Below are 16,563 nucleotides of genomic sequence, written 5' to 3' on the forward strand. Positions count from 1 at the left end.
CGTTTTCATGTCCCGGTACCGGCCGATTCGATCACGACGAGGTGTCGGCCATGTCACGCCCGGGAACTCCCGTCCCTGGTCAGCCGTTCTGCTGGCAGAAAGCTTGAGTGACCCGCGCTCAATCCGGATTGACGGTGATGATGCGCAGTGGGTAAAACTTGAGTGAGCAAGGCTCAAGGGCCGGGGATGGCGCTTGGGCACAGGTTTCAAGTCGGGAGGAATTGAGCATGGCGCGAGCGGTCGGCATCGACCTGGGGACGACCAACTCCGTCGTTTCCGTCCTGGAGGGCGGTGAACCGACGGTGATCGCCAACTCCGAGGGCTCGCGGACCACCCCGTCCATCGTGGCCTTCGCGAAGAACGGCGAGATTCTCACCGGTCAGCCCGCGAAGAACCAGGCGGTCACCAACGTGGACCGCACCATCCGGTCGGTCAAGCGGCACATGGGCACCGACTGGAAGGTCCAGATCGACGACAAGGCCTACACGTCGCAGGAGATCAGCGCCCGCGTGCTGATGAAGCTCAAGCGCGACGCCGAGGCGTACCTGGGCGAGGACGTCACCGACGCGGTGATCACCGTCCCGGCCTACTTCGAGGACGCCCAGCGGCAGGCCACGAAGGAAGCCGGCCAGATCGCCGGCCTCAACGTGCTGCGCATCGTCAACGAGCCCACCGCGGCGGCGCTGGCCTACGGCCTGGACAAGGGCGAGAAGGAACAGACCATCCTGGTCTTCGACCTCGGTGGCGGCACCTTCGACGTCTCGCTGCTGGAGATCGGCGAGGGCGTCGTCGAGGTCCGCGCCACCAGTGGTGACAACCACCTCGGTGGTGACGACTGGGACGAGCGGATCGTCGAGTGGCTGGTCGACAAGTTCAAGTCCTCGTCGGGCATCGACCTGACCAAGGACCGGATGGCCATGCAGCGGATCAAGGAAGCCGCCGAGAAGGCCAAGATCGAGCTGTCCAGCTCCTCCACCGCGGGCATCAACCTGCCGTACATCACGGTCGACGCGGACAAGAACCCGCTGTTCCTGGACGAGACGCTGTCCCGCGCCGAGTTCCAGCGGATCACCTCCGACCTGCTGGAGCGCTGCCGCAAGCCGTTCGAGGCGGTCATCCGCGACGCCGGCGTGAAGCTGGACGACATCGACCACGTGGTGATGGTCGGCGGTTCCACCCGGATGCCCGCGGTCAGCGACCTGGTCAAGGACCTGACCAACGGCCGCGAGCCGAACAAGGGCGTCAACCCGGACGAGGTCGTCGCCGTCGGCGCCGCCCTGCAGGCCGGCGTGCTGCGCGGTGAGGTCAAGGACGTCCTGCTGCTCGACGTCACCCCGCTGTCCCTGGGCATCGAGACCAAGGGCGGCATTATGACCAAGCTGATCGAGCGCAACACCACGATCCCGACCAAGCGCTCCGAGACCTTCACCACCGCGGACGACAACCAGCCGTCGGTGCAGATCCAGGTCTTCCAGGGCGAGCGCGAGATCGCCGCGCACAACAAGAAGCTCGGCATGTTCGAGTTGACCGGTCTCCCGCCGGCGCCGCGCGGCATGCCGCAGATCGAGGTCACCTTCGACATCGACGCCAACGGCATCGTGCACGTCTCCGCCAAGGACCTGGGCACCGGCAAGGAGCAGTCGATGACGATCACCGGCGGCTCCGCGCTGCCGAAGGACGACATCGACCGGATGGTCAAGGACGCCGAGGCGCACGCCGACGAGGACAAGAAGCGTCGCGAGGAGGCCGAGGCCCGCAACCAGGCCGAGACGCTCGTCTACCAGACCGAGAAGGTCCTCAAGGAGAACGACGAGAAGCTGCCCGCCGACGTCAAGGACAAGGTGAAGGCCGCGATCGGCGAGGTCAACGAGGCGCTCAAGGGCGACGACGTGCCCGCCATCTCCGCCGCGGTGGAGAAGCTCGCCACCGAGTCGCAGGCCCTCGGCCAGGCGCTGTACGCCGAGGCCGGCGCCAACGCCGCGGCCGGTGCGGGTGACGCCGGTGCTGCCGGTGCCGGTGCCGCCGGGGCCGGTGCGTCGAAGGACGACGACGTGGTGGACGCGGAGATCGTCGACGACGAGGACGAGAAGAAGAAGTGACCGCGGACAGGCCGGAAATGTCGCGCAACGAAGGCGAGCAGGAGCCGGTGGTGGTCCGGGATCGGCGGCGCATCGACCCCGTGACCGGCCAGCGCCGGACGCCTGCTCCGAACGGAGAAGAGGCGCAGGTGGCCGAGAGCATCTCCGGCACCCTCGACGAGGAGATCGTCAAGGGCGCCGCGCAGGAGGCCGCGGAGCCGACCGCCGAGCAGCCCGCGGGCGAGCAGGCGGCCGGCGAGCAGGCCGGGCTGCAGAAGCAGGTCGACGAGCTCACCGCCGATCTCAAGCGGGTCACCGCGGAGTACGCGAACTACCGCAAGCGGGTGGAACGCGACCGCGAATCGGTGATCGCCGCCGCGAAGGCGTCGGTGGCCGGCGACCTGCTGACGGTGCTCGACGACCTCGAGCGCGCGGAGGCCCACGGCGACCTCAACGGCGCCTTCAAGGCCGTGGCGGACAAGCTGATCACGGCGTTGAACTCGGCCGGGCTGGAGGCGTTCGGCGCCGAAGGCGACGAGTTCGACCCGTCGGTGCACGAGGCGGTGCAGCACAGCACCTCCCCGGACGTCAGCGGGCCGACCGTCACGGCCGTGCTGCGCCGCGGCTACCGGTTCGCCGACCGGGTGCTGCGCCCGGCGATGGTCGCGGTGACCGATCACGAGCCGGCCGCCGAGCCCGCCGGATCCGCCGAGCCGGCGGCCGACGAGAAGCAAGCCGAGCAGGGTTGATCGGGAACGGAGGGAGGAGCGCCCGGTGAGCGCCAGGGAATGGCTTGAGAAGGATTTCTACGCCGAACTGGGCGTCTCCTCCACGGCTTCGGCCGACGAGATCAAGAAGGCGTACCGGAAGCTGGCCCGGGAGAACCACCCGGACGCCAACCCCGGGAACGCCCAGGCCGAAGCCAAGTTCAAGGCCGTCTCCGAGGCCTACGGCGTGCTCTCCGACACGGACAAGCGCAAGCAGTACGACGAGGCCCGGAAGCTGTTCGGCAGCGGCGCGTTCGGCGGCGGCCAGGGCGGCTTCGGCGGTTTCGGCGGCCCGGGTGGCGGCGGCTTCGACATCGGCGACCTCTTCGGGGGCGCCGGTGGCGGTGGCGGTGCCGGTGGCAGCGGGCTCGGCGACCTGTTCGGCGGCCTGTTCGGCAACCGCCGTTCCGGCGCCGGCACGGCCCACCGGCCGCGGCGCGGCGCCGACGTGGAGACCGAGGTGCGCATCGACTTCGCCGAAGCGGTGCGCGGGGCCACGGTTCCGCTGCGGCTGTCCAGCCCGGTGAGCTGCCCGACCTGCCACGGTTCGGGTGCCAAGCCGGGCACCCGGCCGCGCGCCTGCGCCACCTGCACCGGTACCGGGCTGGTGACGCGGAACCAGGGCGCGTTCGCGTTCAGCGAGCCGTGCCCGGACTGCCGGGGTCGCGGCCAGCTGATCGACGACCCGTGCCCGGACTGCCGCGGCGAGGGCGTCAGCACCCGCAGCCGGACGCTCACGGTGCGGATCCCGGCCGGGGTGTCCGACGGGCAGCGGATCAGGCTGGCGGGCCAGGGCGAACCCGGCCGGCAGGGCGCCGCCTCGGGCGATCTGTACGTCGTGGTGCACGTCAACTCGCACCGGGTGTTCGGACGTTCCGGTGATGACCTGACGATCACGGTGCCGGTCACCTTCCCCGAGCTGGCGCTGGGCACTACGTTGACCGTGCCGACCCTGGACGGGAAGGTTTCGCTGAAGGTCCCGGCCGGGACCGGCAGCGGCCGCACCTTCCGGGTGCGCGGCAAGGGCGTGGGCAAGAAGGACGGCAGCAGCGGGGATCTCCTGGTGACGCTGCAGGTCGCGGTTCCGTCCAAGTTGGACGAGAAGGCGGCCGAGGCGCTGGCGGACTACGCGGAAGCGACCGCCGACCACGATCCGCGCCGCGACCTGAACGAGCTGCTCGGGAGGTAGTCATGGCCGGTCGCCCCACCGATCCGGGCTTCGGATTCCCGCCGGGGGCCAACGAGGACACGCCGATGTTCGTGATCTCGGTGGCCGCACAGCTGTCCGGGCTGCACGCGCAGACCCTGCGCAGCTACGACCGGCTGGGCCTGGTCTCGCCCGGGCGAACCCCGGCGGGCGGCCGCCGCTACTCACTGCGCGACATCGCTCTGCTCCGCGAGGTGCAGCGCCTCTCCCAGGAGGAGGGCGTGAACCTGGCGGGCATCAAGCGGATCATCGACCTCGAGAACGAGGTCGACGCGCTCCGCGCGAAGGTCCAGGAGCTGGCCGAGGAGGTGGCGGCGGCGCACGCCGCGGCGGAACAAGCCGCGGCGGCGGTGCACGCCTCCTACCGCCGGGACCTGGTCCCGATCCGCCAGGAGACGGCGCTGGTCGTCTGGAAACCAGACCGCAAACGCAGATGAGCTCCAGGTTCCACCGCAATTTCAATGGAAATCGAAGGTCTGATTTCCATTGAAATTGCGGGAGTTACCCACAGTCTCCGGCGTGTCGGGGGCCGACACGCCGGAGGGCCGCAACTTCCATTGAAATCGAACGACCCGGGGTGGGGTCCGGCCATCGAAGCCGGCCACGCCCCGGGTCGTTCGGTCAGTCCAGGGTGAATGGGTCGTAGCGGATGTGGTCGAGGGAGGTTCCCGCGACGAGCATGCTCGAGACCGTCGCCCGGATCATCCCCGGCGAGCCGCTGACCAGGACGTCCCAGTCCTTCCACGCGCCGTAGCGGGTCACCGCCTCGGCGAGCGTGCCGTGCTCGGCGCCCGAGACGCCCGGCTCGTCCTCCAGCACCGGCGTGATCGTCAGCCACGGGTTGTGCATCGCGATGCGCTGCAGGTTCTCCAGGTCGTAGAGGTCCTCGCGGGTCCGGCCGCCGTAGAACAGCTGCACGCGCGGGTTCTCGCCGTACTGCGCGAGGTCGTCGATGATCGCGCGCATCGGGGTCAGCCCGGTGCCGCCGGCGATCATCAGCACGTCCGGGGTGTTCTCCCGGTCCACGGTCAGCCGGCCCATCGGTGAGCCGATCCGCCACTGGTCGCCGGGGCGGGCGTGGCCGACCAGCGCCCGGCTGACCCAGCCGCCCTCCACGGACCGGACGTGGAACTCCATGATCCCGTCGTCGTTCGGCGCGTTGGCCGGGGTCAGGTAGCGCCACAGCCGGGGCCGCTGCGGCACCTCGACGCTCACGTACTGCCCGGGCTGGTACGGCACCGGGTGGTCGGACTGGACGCGCATCACCGCGACGTCCCAGCTCAGCCGCTCGTGGTGGACGATCTGGCCGGTGTACCAGGCGGGGCCGTCGTCGGCGGCGGCCGCCTCCGTCATCGCGGAGGCCATCACGGTGTACGCCTCGGCCCAGGCGCGCTCGACGCTGTCGGTCCAGGCGTCGCCGGCGTACTTCTTGATCGCGGCGAGCAGCGCGGTGCCCACCGCCTCGTAGTGGGCGGCGACCACGCCGAACTTGCGGTGGTCGCGGCCGAGCTGGTGCAGGAACGGCAGCAGCTCGTCGGGCTTGTCGACCATCTGGATGACGTGCACGAGCGCCCGCAGCAGGCGGCTGCGCTGCACTTCCATGTTGACCGCGAACAGGTCGCGGGTGGCCGGCGAGAGGCTGAAGAGCATGCCGTAGAAGAACCTGGACACCTCGTCGGTGTGCGGCTCGACGACGGCGAAGCTCTCGCGGATCAGACGGACCATCTTGCTCACACCGGAGTTCGACGGCTCGTTGTTCGGGGGTGGTCCGGGGCTCAGTACGGCGTTCGCTGTCATGGTTCGGGGCGTTTCTCCACGTTGGCGGTCGTACCCAAGGCAGGCACACCACTACTTCCAAGCGTCCCCCGACACAGGGAGGACCCTAACTCGTGCCTAGCGACACGTCTGCCTTGATGCCACTTTTGAGTGCTTTTCAACTACATCTTGTAGATCGTGCATCGACCTGTTGGGGGAACCTAGTATCCACCGTTGTGACGGAAGAGGGTGGCGTGACACGGTGACCCGCGTGACCCCCGATCACCCGACGCCGACCGGAACGGCCGATGCGGCGCTGCTCGACCTGGAGCTGTCCGACCCGCCGACCCCGAACGATGCCTGGCAGGTCGTGACCCCGCTCCAGCACCACGGACCGGCGGCCGCGCCGCCGCGCGACCCGTTCGTCGAGGAGCGGCCCGTCCCGCTGCCCGGCTCTGCCGGCGAACACCTGCTGCAACGCGCCTACAGCACCGAGAAGCGCGCCCGGAAGTTCTACGACGACCAGGTGCTGGACCACCTGAACCCGCAGATGAAGGAGTTCATCGGGCGGATGGAGATGGCGTTCGTGGCCACCTCCGACTCGCGCGGCGAGTGCGACTCCAGCCTCCGCGCCGGGCCGCCCGGCTTCATGGAGGTCCTGGACGACCGGCACCTGTGCTACCCGGAGTACCGGGGCAACGGCGTGCTGGCCAGCCTGGGCAACATCAGCGAGAACCCGCACGTCGGGATCCTGCTGGTGGACTTCGTCACCGACCTGATCGGCCTGCACGTCAACGGCAAGGCCCGCATCGTCGAGGACGCCGACCTGCGCTCGATCTACCCGGCGCTGCCCGCCGAGTTCGACCGCGGCCGCACGCCGGAGCGCTGGGTGGTGGTGCAGGTCGAGGAGGCCTACATCCACTGCCGCAAGCACATCCCGCGGATGGTGCCGGTGCTGCGCACGCGCAGCTGGGGCACCGACGACGTCAAGCGCAAGGGCGGCGACTACTTCGAGTCCAAGGGCATGCCCCGGCCGTGGCACCGGCCCGAACCGGTGGGCAGCCGCGACTGCTGAGCCCGGCCCCCGCGATCCGCCCGCGCTGCCACGCGAAATGTGTTCGAGACGTGCACTTAAAGTGGGGCGAAACGGACTAGCGTTGACCTCGCGAGGAGCGGGTCGACGGGTGGTGCCGCCACGATCGTCGGCGGTGCGGGCGGGAGAGCTGTGATCGAGGACGAGGCGCGCGGGCCTATCGGCGGGGTGCGCGAGGAGGGTGTCGACCGGCGCACCGCGGCGGAATCCGTCGAGCGCGAGCTGGTGATGATGTTCCGCCGCGCCCGGAATCTGTCGACCACCGTGGCCGCGCACGTGCACCCCGACCTGGACCCGGCCTCGTACAGCCTGCTGCTGATGGTCGACGACGCGGGGCCGCTGCGCGGCATGGACGTCGCGGATCGCACCGGGCTGGACAAGTCCACGGTGAGTAGGCAGATCGCCACGCTGGTGGACCTGGACCTGCTGGAGCGGGTGCCGGACCCGGACGACGGCCGGGCTCGCCGCATCCAGCTCTCCGACCTGGGCCGCGAGCGGCTGGCCCAGGTGCGCGAGGAGCGCCGCAAGCACCTGCACGGCCAGTTCGCCAGCTGGAGCACCCAGGACCTCAAGGAGCTGGCTCGCCTGCTGGGGAAGCTCAACGGCATGATGTGAGCTCGTTTTTCCAGATCAGGGGCGCCCCCGGCCGATCTTTCCGGCCGGGGGCGCCCTTCGTTTTCCGCTGATCGCGAGAGCGGTGGGTGGCGTCACAGCGGGACAAGTTGTGTCGTGCAACTAAATGAGTCTATAGTTGCGTGCAGCAACTAAAGGATTGGGCTCATGGGACCGACACTCGAGACCTGCGCCGAGCTGCTCCGACCGCTTCGAGCGATGCTCGGCCTCAAGCAGGTGGCCATGCAGCGAGGGCAGTTCGCGGCGGAACAGGTGCCCTACGCCGCCGCCGGGCTGCTCACCGAACTCGTCTTCCGCGGTGAGTGCCGGGCCTCCGACCTCGCCCACCACCGGATCGTCGACGCGTCCGTGGTGAGCCGCCAGGTCGGCCAACTGGAGCAAGCCGGCCTGATCACCCGCCGCCCCGACCCCGCCGACCGGCGAGTAGCGCTGCTGCGCGCCACGGCCGAGGGGGAACGCGCGGTGGCAGAGCTGGAACGCCGGAAGGCGGAATGGATCGGCGAGGCGCTGGCCCACTGGGACGACGCCAAGGTGCGCCAACTCGCCGGACTGCTGGGGGAAGCGATGGACGACATCCGTCGCAACACGATCAACGACGGGGCCTGCCTCGCCGGCCCCGTGACCAAGGAAGGAACTCGATGACCACCTCGACGGAGACGGCGCCGGACGCCACAGCGCCGGCCCGCCGGGACGGGCGCGACGAGCCCGCCGCGGGATCGTCGATGACGCATCGGCAGATCCTCGAGGCGATGTCGGGCCTGATGCTGGCGCTGTTGGTCGCCATCCTCAGCTCGACGATCGTGTCGAACGCGCTGCCCCGGATCATCGCCGACCTCGACGGCACCCAGGGCCAGTACACCTGGGTCGTCACGGCGATGCTGCTCACCTCGACCGCATCCACCCCGATCTGGGGCAAGCTCTCCGACCTGTTCAGCAAGAAGCTGCTCTACCAGCTGGCCATCACGATCTTCACGATCGGCTCGGTGCTCGGCGGTTTCGCGCAGTCCATGGAGACGCTCATCGGCTTCCGGGCCCTGCAGGGCATCGGCATGGGCGGCCTGCAGGCGCTGATCCAGGTCGTGATCGCGGCGATGGTCTCGCCGCGCGACCGGGGCCGCTACAGCGGCTACATCGGCGCCACCTTCGCGGTCGCCACGGTCAGCGGCCCGCTGGTCGGCGGCCTGATCGTGGACACCTCGTGGCTGGGCTGGCGCTGGTGCTTCTGGGTGACCGTGCCGATCGCGGTGATCGCGTTCATCGTGCTGGGCCGGACGCTGAAGCTGCCGGTCATCAAGCGGCCGGTGAAGATCGACTGGTTCGGCGCGCTGTTCCTGGTCGGCGGCGTGAGCCTGCTGCTGGTGTGGGTCTCGCTGGCCGGCAAGCAGTTCGAGTGGTGGTCGGTGGAGACCGCGACCTACGTCGGCGGCGGCCTGCTCGCCCTGATCATCGCGGTGATCATCGAGACCAGGGTCAGCGAGCCGATCGTGCCGCTGCGGATGTTCCGCAACCCGACGGTCACGCTGTCCACCATCGGCACCGTCGCGGTCGGCACCGCGATGTTCGGCGGCTCGGTGTTCCTGGGCCAGTACTTCCAGATCGCGCGCAGCTTCACGCCGACCACGGCGGGGCTGATGACGCTGCCGATGGTCGGCGGCCTTTTCATCTCCTCGACCGTGTCCGGGCAGATCATCTCCAGGGTCACCGGCAAGATCAAACCGTTCCTGGTGATCGGCTCGATCGTGATGACCGCGTCGATGTGGCTGCTGAGCACCTTGGATCACGAGACGAACCTGGTGCTGGTCGGGGTCTACCTGTTCCTGATGGGCGTCGGCGTCGGCATGCTGATGCAGAACCTGGTGCTGGCGGTGCAGAACACCACCAGCGGCAAGGACATGGGGTCGGTGACCTCGGTCGTGACGTTCTTCCGGACCCTCGGCGGCTCGGCGGGCGTCTCGGTGCTGGGCGCGGTGCTGGCCACCCAGGTGTCGGACTACATCGTGCAGGGCCTGGCGAAGATCCCCGGCGTGCCGCAGGCGGCCGGCTCGGGCGGCGGCTCGCTCGACGTCGACCACCTGCCGGAACCCGTGCAGACCATCGTGCGGGCGGCCTACGGCGACGCGATCGGCGACATCTTCTTCGTCTCCGCGTGCATCGCGGTGGTCACCTTCCTCGCGGTGATCTTCATCCGGGAGACCCCGCTGCGCACCACGATCGACAGTCACGAGGAAAGGGAGGCGGCAGCCGTGGCCGCGCACGACGACGCTGTGGACAACCTCACCCGGCCTGTGGACAACTCGGCCGTGGCGCGTCCCGCGACGAACGGCTCTGCCCAGGTTGGGGGCGTCGGGCCGCGGCCCGCGCAGCTGGCCGCCGAGCCTGTGGGCAACTCTGTGGATGGTCGCTCGGATGCCTGGTCAGAGCCGGTTGCGCCGCGTCGCTACGCGACCAACGGCAAGCACTTGGCGGGCGAGTTGACGGCCCCGGTCGACGGTGGCGGGCTGTTCGTGCACGGCACCGTCCAGGACTCGGTCGGCACGCCGGTCTCCGGCGTCGTGCTCACCCTCACCGACGCCAACGGGCGGCAGGTCGAACGCGCGCGGACCGACCAGGACGGGCAGTTCCAGCTCGCGGTCGGCCACGGCGGCACCTACGTGCTGATCGCCTCCGGCGGCAGCTACCAGCCGACGGCGTCGATGGTCGTGGTCGGCGACCGCCCGGTGCGCCACGACGTGCAGCTGCTCGGCGCCGGGCGGCTGACCGGCCTGGTGCACGTCGGCGGCCAGGGCGTCGCCGGGGCGATGGTGGTGCTCACCGACGTCCGCGGCGAGGTGGTCGCCAGCGCGGGCACCGGGCCGGACGGGCACTACCTGTTCGCAGACCTCGTCGGCGGCCCCTACGCGCTGACCGTCACCGCGCCCGGCTACCGGCCGGTGGCGAACTCGGTCACCGTGACCGACGGCGATCAGTCCGCACTGGACGTCGCGTTGCAGTCCGGCGCGCAGCTCAGCGGCGTGGTCCGGTCGGCCAACCTCGGCGTCGCGGTCGCGGATGCGCGGGTGACGCTGCTGGATTCCGGCGGCGCGGTCGTCGGCGCGGCGACCACCGACATCGACGGCAACTACACCTTCACCGACCTGCCGGACGGCGAGTACACGGTGATCGCGACCGGCTACCCGCCGATCGCCACCTCGCTGCGGCTGTCGGGCGAGCAGAGCACCCACGACGTCGAACTCGGCTACCCGCAGGGCGACTGACCATCGGTCGTGAGTGGAGCGAACGGACTGTTCGCCTCGTTGACGTGAGTCAACGGTCCGTTCGCTCCACCGCCCCGGGCGGATGGGGTCGCTCACCAGGACTTTCAACGCGCTAGAGGAGATGTTCCAGATGGATCTCGGCCAACGACAGGCCGAAGCGCCCGGTGTCGCCGCCGCATCGGGGGCGGTCACCGCGACGGTGCGCGGCGGCGACGGCTGGCCGGTGCCGGAAGCGGTGCTGACCGTCATCGACGGCACCGGCACGCAGGTCGCGAGGGTGCAGGGCGACGCGCAGGGCTCGGTGGTCGCCGCCGGGCTGCGGGCCGGCGCCTACACCGCGATCGTCACGGCGGTCGGGCACGAGCCGCTCGCCCGGACCACGCTGGTGCACGACGGGACGGCGGCCACCCTCGGCGAGGTCGAGCTGCGCCGGGTCGGCGGGGCCGACCTGCCGGCGCCCGGGCTGTGGCGGATCGACCCGGTGCACTCGTCGATCCAGGTCACCGCCAAGCACCTGGGGATCAGCAGCATCCGCGGCCGCTTCAACGAGTTCGGCGGCGAGGTGCGCATCGGCAACCCGGTGGAATCGTCCACAGTGGATGTCCGGATCGCCGCGGCCGGCATCGACACGGCCAACGGGATGCGCGACGACCACCTGCGCAGCGCGGACTTCCTGGACGTGGAGCGGCATCCCGAGATCACCTTCCGGTCCACCGGGCTGCGCCCGCGCGGCGGTGACCGCTGGGACCTCGACGGCGAGCTGACGCTGTGCGGGGTGACCCGGCCGGTGCGGCTGGACACCCGGTTCGCCGGCGTGGGCCCGGACCCGTGGGGCGGCACCCGGGCCTCGGCGACGGCGACCACCCAGCTGCGCCGCGAGGACTTCGCGATGACGTTCAACCAGGCGCTGCAAACGGGGATCGCCGCGATCGGCACCACCCTGAAGGTGGAGATCGACATCCAGGCCGTCCGCGAGGACTGAGTTCCCACCGCAATTTCAATGGAAATCAGAGGTTCGATTTCCATTGAAATTGCGGACCTCCGGCGTGTCGGGTACACGACACGCCGGAGGTTGTGGACAACTTCCGCAATTTCAATGGAAATTGCGGAACTTCGGAGCCGGGGACGGGGACGCGGGGTGCGTCAGATCTTTTCGAACTTGCGGACCTCGCCGGTGCGCAACTTCTCCCGGTAGGACGCCAGTTCCCGCTTCACCACCGGGACCATGATGTACAGCCCGAGAATGTTGAACAGCGCCAGCGCGAACAGCACCGCGTCGGCGAAGTCCAGCACGCTGCCCAGCGTCAGCACCGAGCCGACGACGGTGAACAGGCAGAACACCACGTTGTAGATGCGCTCGCTGGTCTTGCCGCTGCCGACGAGGAACAGCCACGCCCGCTGCCCGTAGTAGCCCCAGGTGATGATCGTGGAGATGGCGAACATCGCGACGGCCAGCGTGAGGACGTAGGGGAACCACGGCAGCACCGTGGCGAAGGACTCCGAGGTGACCGTGACGCCGTCCGGGGTTTCGCCGCCGGCCAGCACCTGCTGCTGGGCGTCCACCCAGAACTGCGTCTTGGCGATGACGATGGTCAGCGCCGTCATGGTGCACACGATCACCGTGTCGATGAACGGCTCCAGCAGCGCGACCAGGCCCTCGGTGGCCGGGTGCTTGGTGCGCACCGCGGAGTGCGCGATGGGCGCCGAGCCGAGCCCCGCCTCGTTGGAGAAGGCGGCGCGCTGGAAGCCGACGATCAGCACGCCGATCATGCCGCCGAACCCGGCCTCCGGGGTGAACGCGCCGGAGATGATCTCGCCGACCGCGGCGGGCACCGCGGCGAAGTTGACGCCGATGACGATCAGGCACGCGGTCACGTAGATGACGGCCATCGCCGGGACCAGGCGGCTGGTGACAGCGCCGATGGACTTGATCCCGCCGATGATCACGGCGCCGATGACGACCGCGAGCAGGATGCCGAAGACCAGGGCCGCGCCGTCGGAGCCGAGCCACCCGGTGTCGCCGCCGGTGACATCGCGCAGCTGGGCGAAGGTCTGGTTGGCCTGGAACATGTTGCCGCCGGCGATGGCGAAGAACAGGATCATCACGGCGGCCAGCACGGCGAGCACCTTGCCCAGCACCGAACCGAACGCGCCGGGGATCCGCTCCGGGATGCCCTTGCGCAGGTAGTGCATCGGGCCGCCGGAGACGGTGCCGTCCGCGGCGATCTCCCGGTACTTCACGCCCAGCGTGCACTCGACGAACTTGGTGGCCATGCCGAGCAGACCGCAGACGATCATCCAGAACGTCGCACCCGCGCCGCCGATGGTCACCGCCACGCCGACGCCGGCGATGTTGCCGAGCCCGACCGTGCCGGACAGCGCCGAGGCCAGGGCCTGGAAGTGGTTGATCTCGCCCGGTTCCTTGGGGTCGGTGTACTTGCCCCGGACCAGGTCGATGGCGAGCTTGAACGCGCGGAACTGGATGAAGCCGAAGACGACCGTGAACAGCGCGGCGGCGATGACCAGCCAGGCCACGATCCACGGGAAGGTCACGCCGAAGACGGTGATCTCGCCGAAGACGATGTTGGAGAAGCCTTCCGAGATCGGGTCGAACACGGTATTGATCGCGTTCTCGATGTCGGCGAGGGGGCCGGGATCGGCGGCCAGGACGAGCTGCCCGTCCGGCGGCGATGTGCTGTAGGTCATAGCCGTGTAGCTAAATCGGGTGAAATCACACAAGCAAGCACTTCGTATGACTTTTGGTCTAAATCGACATCTCGGCGTGGCTGAAAGTGAGCCAGCTGACGATTCTTGAGCGGAACCCGCTCAAGTTTCCTCACGTTGTCCGGGTAACATGGTGGGTGCACACGACCCGAAGCAGCCGCCCCGGCCACGAGGTGAGGAATGGACGCGTTCAACCCGACGACGAAGACCCAGCAGGCGATCTCCTCCGCGGTGCAGGCCGCAACGGTGGCGGGCAACCCGGACGTCGACCCCGGTCACCTGCTCGGCGCGCTGCTCGCCCAGGGCGACGGGCTGACCGCGCCGCTGCTGACCGCCGTCGGAGCCGACCCGGCGGACGTGCGGCGCGAGCTGGAGCAGCTCGTCAACAAGCTGCCGACCGCCAGCGGCAGCACCTTGTCCGCTCCGCAGCTCTCCCGCGACGCGGTCAAGGCGCTGACGCACGCCCAGCGGCTGGCGACGGAGATGGGCGACGAGTACGTCTCCACCGAGCACCTGCTGGTCGGGCTCGCCGCCGAAGGCGGCCGGGTCGCCGACCTGCTGCGCAGGCACGGCGCGACGCCGGAGGCGCTGACCGACGCGTTCGGCAAGGTGCGCGGCTCGGCGCGGGTGACCAGCCCGGACCCCGAGGGCACCTACAAGGCGCTGGAGAAGTACGGCCAGGACCTCACCGCCCGCGCCCGCAACGGCGAGCTCGACCCGGTGATCGGCCGGGACGCCGAGATCCGGCGCGTCGTGCAGGTGCTGTCCCGCCGCACCAAGAACAACCCGGTGCTCATCGGCGAGCCCGGCGTCGGCAAGACCGCGATCGTGGAGGGCCTGGCCCAGCGCATCGTCGCCGGTGACGTGCCGGAATCGTTGCGCGGCAAGCGGGTCGTGGCGCTGGACCTCGGCTCGATGGTGGCCGGCGCGAAGTACCGCGGCGAGTTCGAGGAGCGGCTCAAGGCGGTGCTCAAGGAGATCACCGACTCGGCCGGGCAGGTCGTCACCTTCATCGACGAGCTGCACACCATCGTCGGCGCCGGTGCCACCGGCGAGGGCGCGATGGACGCGGGCAACATGATCAAGCCGATGCTGGCGCGCGGCGAGCTGCGCATGGTCGGCGCGACCACGCTCGACGAGTACCGCGAGCACATCGAGACCGATGCCGCGCTGGAGCGCAGGTTCCAGCAGGTGCTGGTCGGCGAGCCGAGCCCGGAGGACACCGTCGCGATCCTGCGCGGCCTCAAGGAGCGCTACGAGGTGCACCACGGCGTGCGGATCACCGACGGCGCGCTGGTCGCCGCGGCCACCCTGTCCGACCGCTACATCACCGCCCGGTTCCTGCCGGACAAGGCCATCGACCTGGTCGACGAGGCCGCGTCCCGGCTGCGCATGGAGATCGACTCCCGGCCGGTGGAGATCGACGAGGTCGAGCGCGCGGTGCGGCGGCTGGAGATCGAGGAGATGGCGCTGTCCAAAGAGGACGACCCGGCCTCGTTGGAGCGGCTCGCCGCGCTGCGCGCGGAACTGGCCGACCGCCGCGAGAAGCTCTCCGAGCTGACCGCGCGCTGGCAGCAGGAGAAGGAGTCCATCGACAAGGTCCGCGACCTGAAGACGCAGCTGGAGCAGCTGCGCGGCGAGTCCGACCGCGCCGAGCGGGACGGCGACCTGGGCAAAGCCGCCGAGCTGCGCTACGGCCGGATCCCGAAGCTGGAGAAGGAACTCGAAGCGGCCGCGCAGACGCAGTCCGAACGCAAGGCGATGCTGCAGGAGGAGGTCACCGCGGACGACGTCGCAGACGTGGTCAGCGCGTGGACCGGCATCCCGGCCGGCCGCCTGCTGGAGGGCGAGACGGCCAAGCTGCTGCGGATGGAGGACGCGCTGGAGTCGCGCGTCGTCGGGCAGTCCGAGGCGGTGCGCGCGGTGTCCGACGCGGTGCGCCGGACGCGCGCCGGCGTCGCCGACCCGGACCGGCCGACGGGCTCGTTCCTGTTCCTCGGGCCGACCGGCGTCGGCAAGACCGAGCTGGCCAAGGCGCTGGCCGGGTTCCTGTTCGACGACGAGCGGGCGATGATCCGCATCGACATGAGCGAGTACGCCGAGAAGCACTCGGTGGCCCGGCTGGTCGGCGCGCCGCCCGGGTACGTCGGCTACGACCAGGGCGGGCAGCTGACCGAGTCGGTGCGCAGGCGGCCGTACTCGGTGGTGCTGTTCGACGAGGTGGAGAAGGCCCACCAGGACGTCTTCGACGTGCTGCTGCAGGTGCTCGACGACGGGCGGCTCACCGACGGCCAGGGCCGCACGGTGGACTTCCGCAACACCATCCTGGTGCTGACCTCGAACCTCGGCTCGCAGGTGATCGCCGACCCGAACCTCACCGACCGGGAGCGCGACGAGGCGGTGCGGTCGGTGGTGCGCGGGCACTTCAAGCCGGAGTTCCTGAACCGGCTGGACGACGTGGTGGTCTTCCACTCGCTGACCACGGACGAGCTGACGTCCATCGTGGACATCCAGGTGGACCGCATGGCCCAGCGGCTGGCCCAGCGCCGGCTGACCCTGGACGTCCAGCCCGCGGCGCGGGACTGGTTGGCGCTCAACGGTTTCGACCCGGTCTACGGCGCGCGCCCGCTGCGCCGCCTGGTCCAGTCGGCGATCGGCGACCAGCTCGCCCGGAAGCTCCTGGCCGGCGAGATCCGGGAGGGCGACAAGATCCGCGTCGACACCGCGGACGACAACGAATCCCTCACGGTCGAAGCCGCCTGACCTCGCCCCGCGGGCCCTGACCGAACCCTTGGGGTGTGCAGTTTCAATTGAAACTGCACAGGGTGCCCGGGTCTTCCGCAGTTTCAATTGAAACTGCGTCAGTGCCGGGCGAAGGCGCCCGTCGGTCCACCGCGGGGACCTGGCGTTTTCGCGCGAAACCGTCATCTGGCAGGCGTGGGGGGGGGGGGGGGGGGGGGAGAAAAAAGGGAAAACAAACAGCGGGGGGGGGGGGGGGGGGAGGAGGGGGGGAAGGGGAGGGGGAAAGAAAGAGGACGTATGGTGGGGGGAA

At 69.8% G+C, this 16,563-nt stretch carries 12 protein-coding genes; 10 read left to right on the forward strand and 2 right to left on the reverse strand.

Going from position 1 to position 16,563, the window contains the following annotated elements:
• Positions 1 to 227: 227 nt before the first annotated feature.
• Genes dnaK through AC07EQ_RS29485 form a run of 4 tightly spaced genes read left to right on the forward strand, consistent with a single transcriptional unit; the run spans position 228 to position 4,489 of the window.
• Positions 228 to 2,099: a molecular chaperone DnaK gene (dnaK, locus tag AC07EQ_RS29470; RefSeq protein ID WP_478391126.1), complete on the forward strand. Its 1,872-nt coding sequence runs from the start codon at positions 228 to 230 to the stop codon at positions 2,097 to 2,099.
• 17 nt (positions 2,100 to 2,116) lie between these two features.
• Complete coding sequence (gene grpE, locus AC07EQ_RS29475) at positions 2,117 to 2,827, forward strand: nucleotide exchange factor GrpE (protein WP_478391183.1); 711 nt, start codon at positions 2,117 to 2,119, stop codon at positions 2,825 to 2,827.
• Between the two features lie 25 nt (positions 2,828 to 2,852).
• Entirely contained in the window at positions 2,853 to 4,034 is a 1,182-nt protein-coding gene (gene dnaJ, locus AC07EQ_RS29480) for a molecular chaperone DnaJ (RefSeq protein ID WP_478391127.1), read from the forward strand.
• Positions 4,035 to 4,036: 2 nt separating this feature from the next.
• On the forward strand, positions 4,037 to 4,489 hold the full coding sequence (locus tag AC07EQ_RS29485; RefSeq protein ID WP_093263994.1) for a heat shock protein transcriptional repressor HspR: 453 nt from the start codon (positions 4,037 to 4,039) through the stop codon (positions 4,487 to 4,489).
• Between the two features lie 184 nt (positions 4,490 to 4,673).
• On the opposite strand, the gene AC07EQ_RS29490 is transcribed toward AC07EQ_RS29485, so the two are convergent.
• The gene (locus AC07EQ_RS29490) at positions 4,674 to 5,777 is read right to left on the reverse strand and encodes an FAD-binding oxidoreductase (RefSeq protein WP_478391128.1); all 1,104 of its coding nucleotides are present in this window, start codon (positions 5,775 to 5,777) and stop codon (positions 4,674 to 4,676) included.
• 301 nt (positions 5,778 to 6,078) lie between these two features.
• Here AC07EQ_RS29490 and AC07EQ_RS29495 point away from each other — a divergent pair, with 301 nt between their 5' ends.
• From AC07EQ_RS29495 to AC07EQ_RS29515, 5 genes are all read left to right on the forward strand, one after another.
• A complete protein-coding gene (locus AC07EQ_RS29495) occupies positions 6,079 to 6,882 on the forward strand; it encodes a pyridoxamine 5'-phosphate oxidase family protein (RefSeq protein ID WP_478391129.1) in 804 nt (267 codons plus the stop codon).
• A 150-nt stretch (positions 6,883 to 7,032) separates the two neighbouring features.
• Positions 7,033 to 7,515: a MarR family winged helix-turn-helix transcriptional regulator gene (locus AC07EQ_RS29500; RefSeq protein WP_452615137.1), complete on the forward strand. Its 483-nt coding sequence runs from the start codon at positions 7,033 to 7,035 to the stop codon at positions 7,513 to 7,515.
• A 165-nt stretch (positions 7,516 to 7,680) separates the two neighbouring features.
• On the forward strand, positions 7,681 to 8,175 hold the full coding sequence (locus tag AC07EQ_RS29505) for a MarR family winged helix-turn-helix transcriptional regulator (protein ID WP_478391130.1): 495 nt from the start codon (positions 7,681 to 7,683) through the stop codon (positions 8,173 to 8,175).
• An 80-nt stretch (positions 8,176 to 8,255) separates the two neighbouring features.
• Positions 8,256 to 10,787: an MFS transporter gene (locus AC07EQ_RS29510; RefSeq protein ID WP_478391184.1), complete on the forward strand. Its 2,532-nt coding sequence runs from the start codon at positions 8,256 to 8,258 to the stop codon at positions 10,785 to 10,787.
• 130 nt (positions 10,788 to 10,917) lie between these two features.
• Entirely contained in the window at positions 10,918 to 11,769 is an 852-nt protein-coding gene (locus AC07EQ_RS29515; protein ID WP_478391131.1) for a YceI family protein, read from the forward strand.
• A gap of 161 nt (positions 11,770 to 11,930) precedes the next feature.
• Here AC07EQ_RS29515 and AC07EQ_RS29520 read toward each other — a convergent pair whose 3' ends face one another.
• Entirely contained in the window at positions 11,931 to 13,493 is a 1,563-nt protein-coding gene (locus AC07EQ_RS29520) for an alanine/glycine:cation symporter family protein (RefSeq protein ID WP_478391132.1), read from the reverse strand.
• Between the two features lie 198 nt (positions 13,494 to 13,691).
• Here AC07EQ_RS29520 and clpB point away from each other — a divergent pair, with 198 nt between their 5' ends.
• Positions 13,692 to 16,274 carry an ATP-dependent chaperone ClpB gene (clpB, locus tag AC07EQ_RS29525; protein ID WP_478391133.1) on the forward strand — a complete coding sequence of 861 codons (2,583 nt, stop codon included), beginning with the start codon at positions 13,692 to 13,694 and terminating at the stop codon, positions 16,272 to 16,274.
• Positions 16,275 to 16,563 lie beyond the last annotated feature (289 nt).

It is taken from the genome of Saccharopolyspora sp. NPDC045839, from assembly GCF_056431645.1.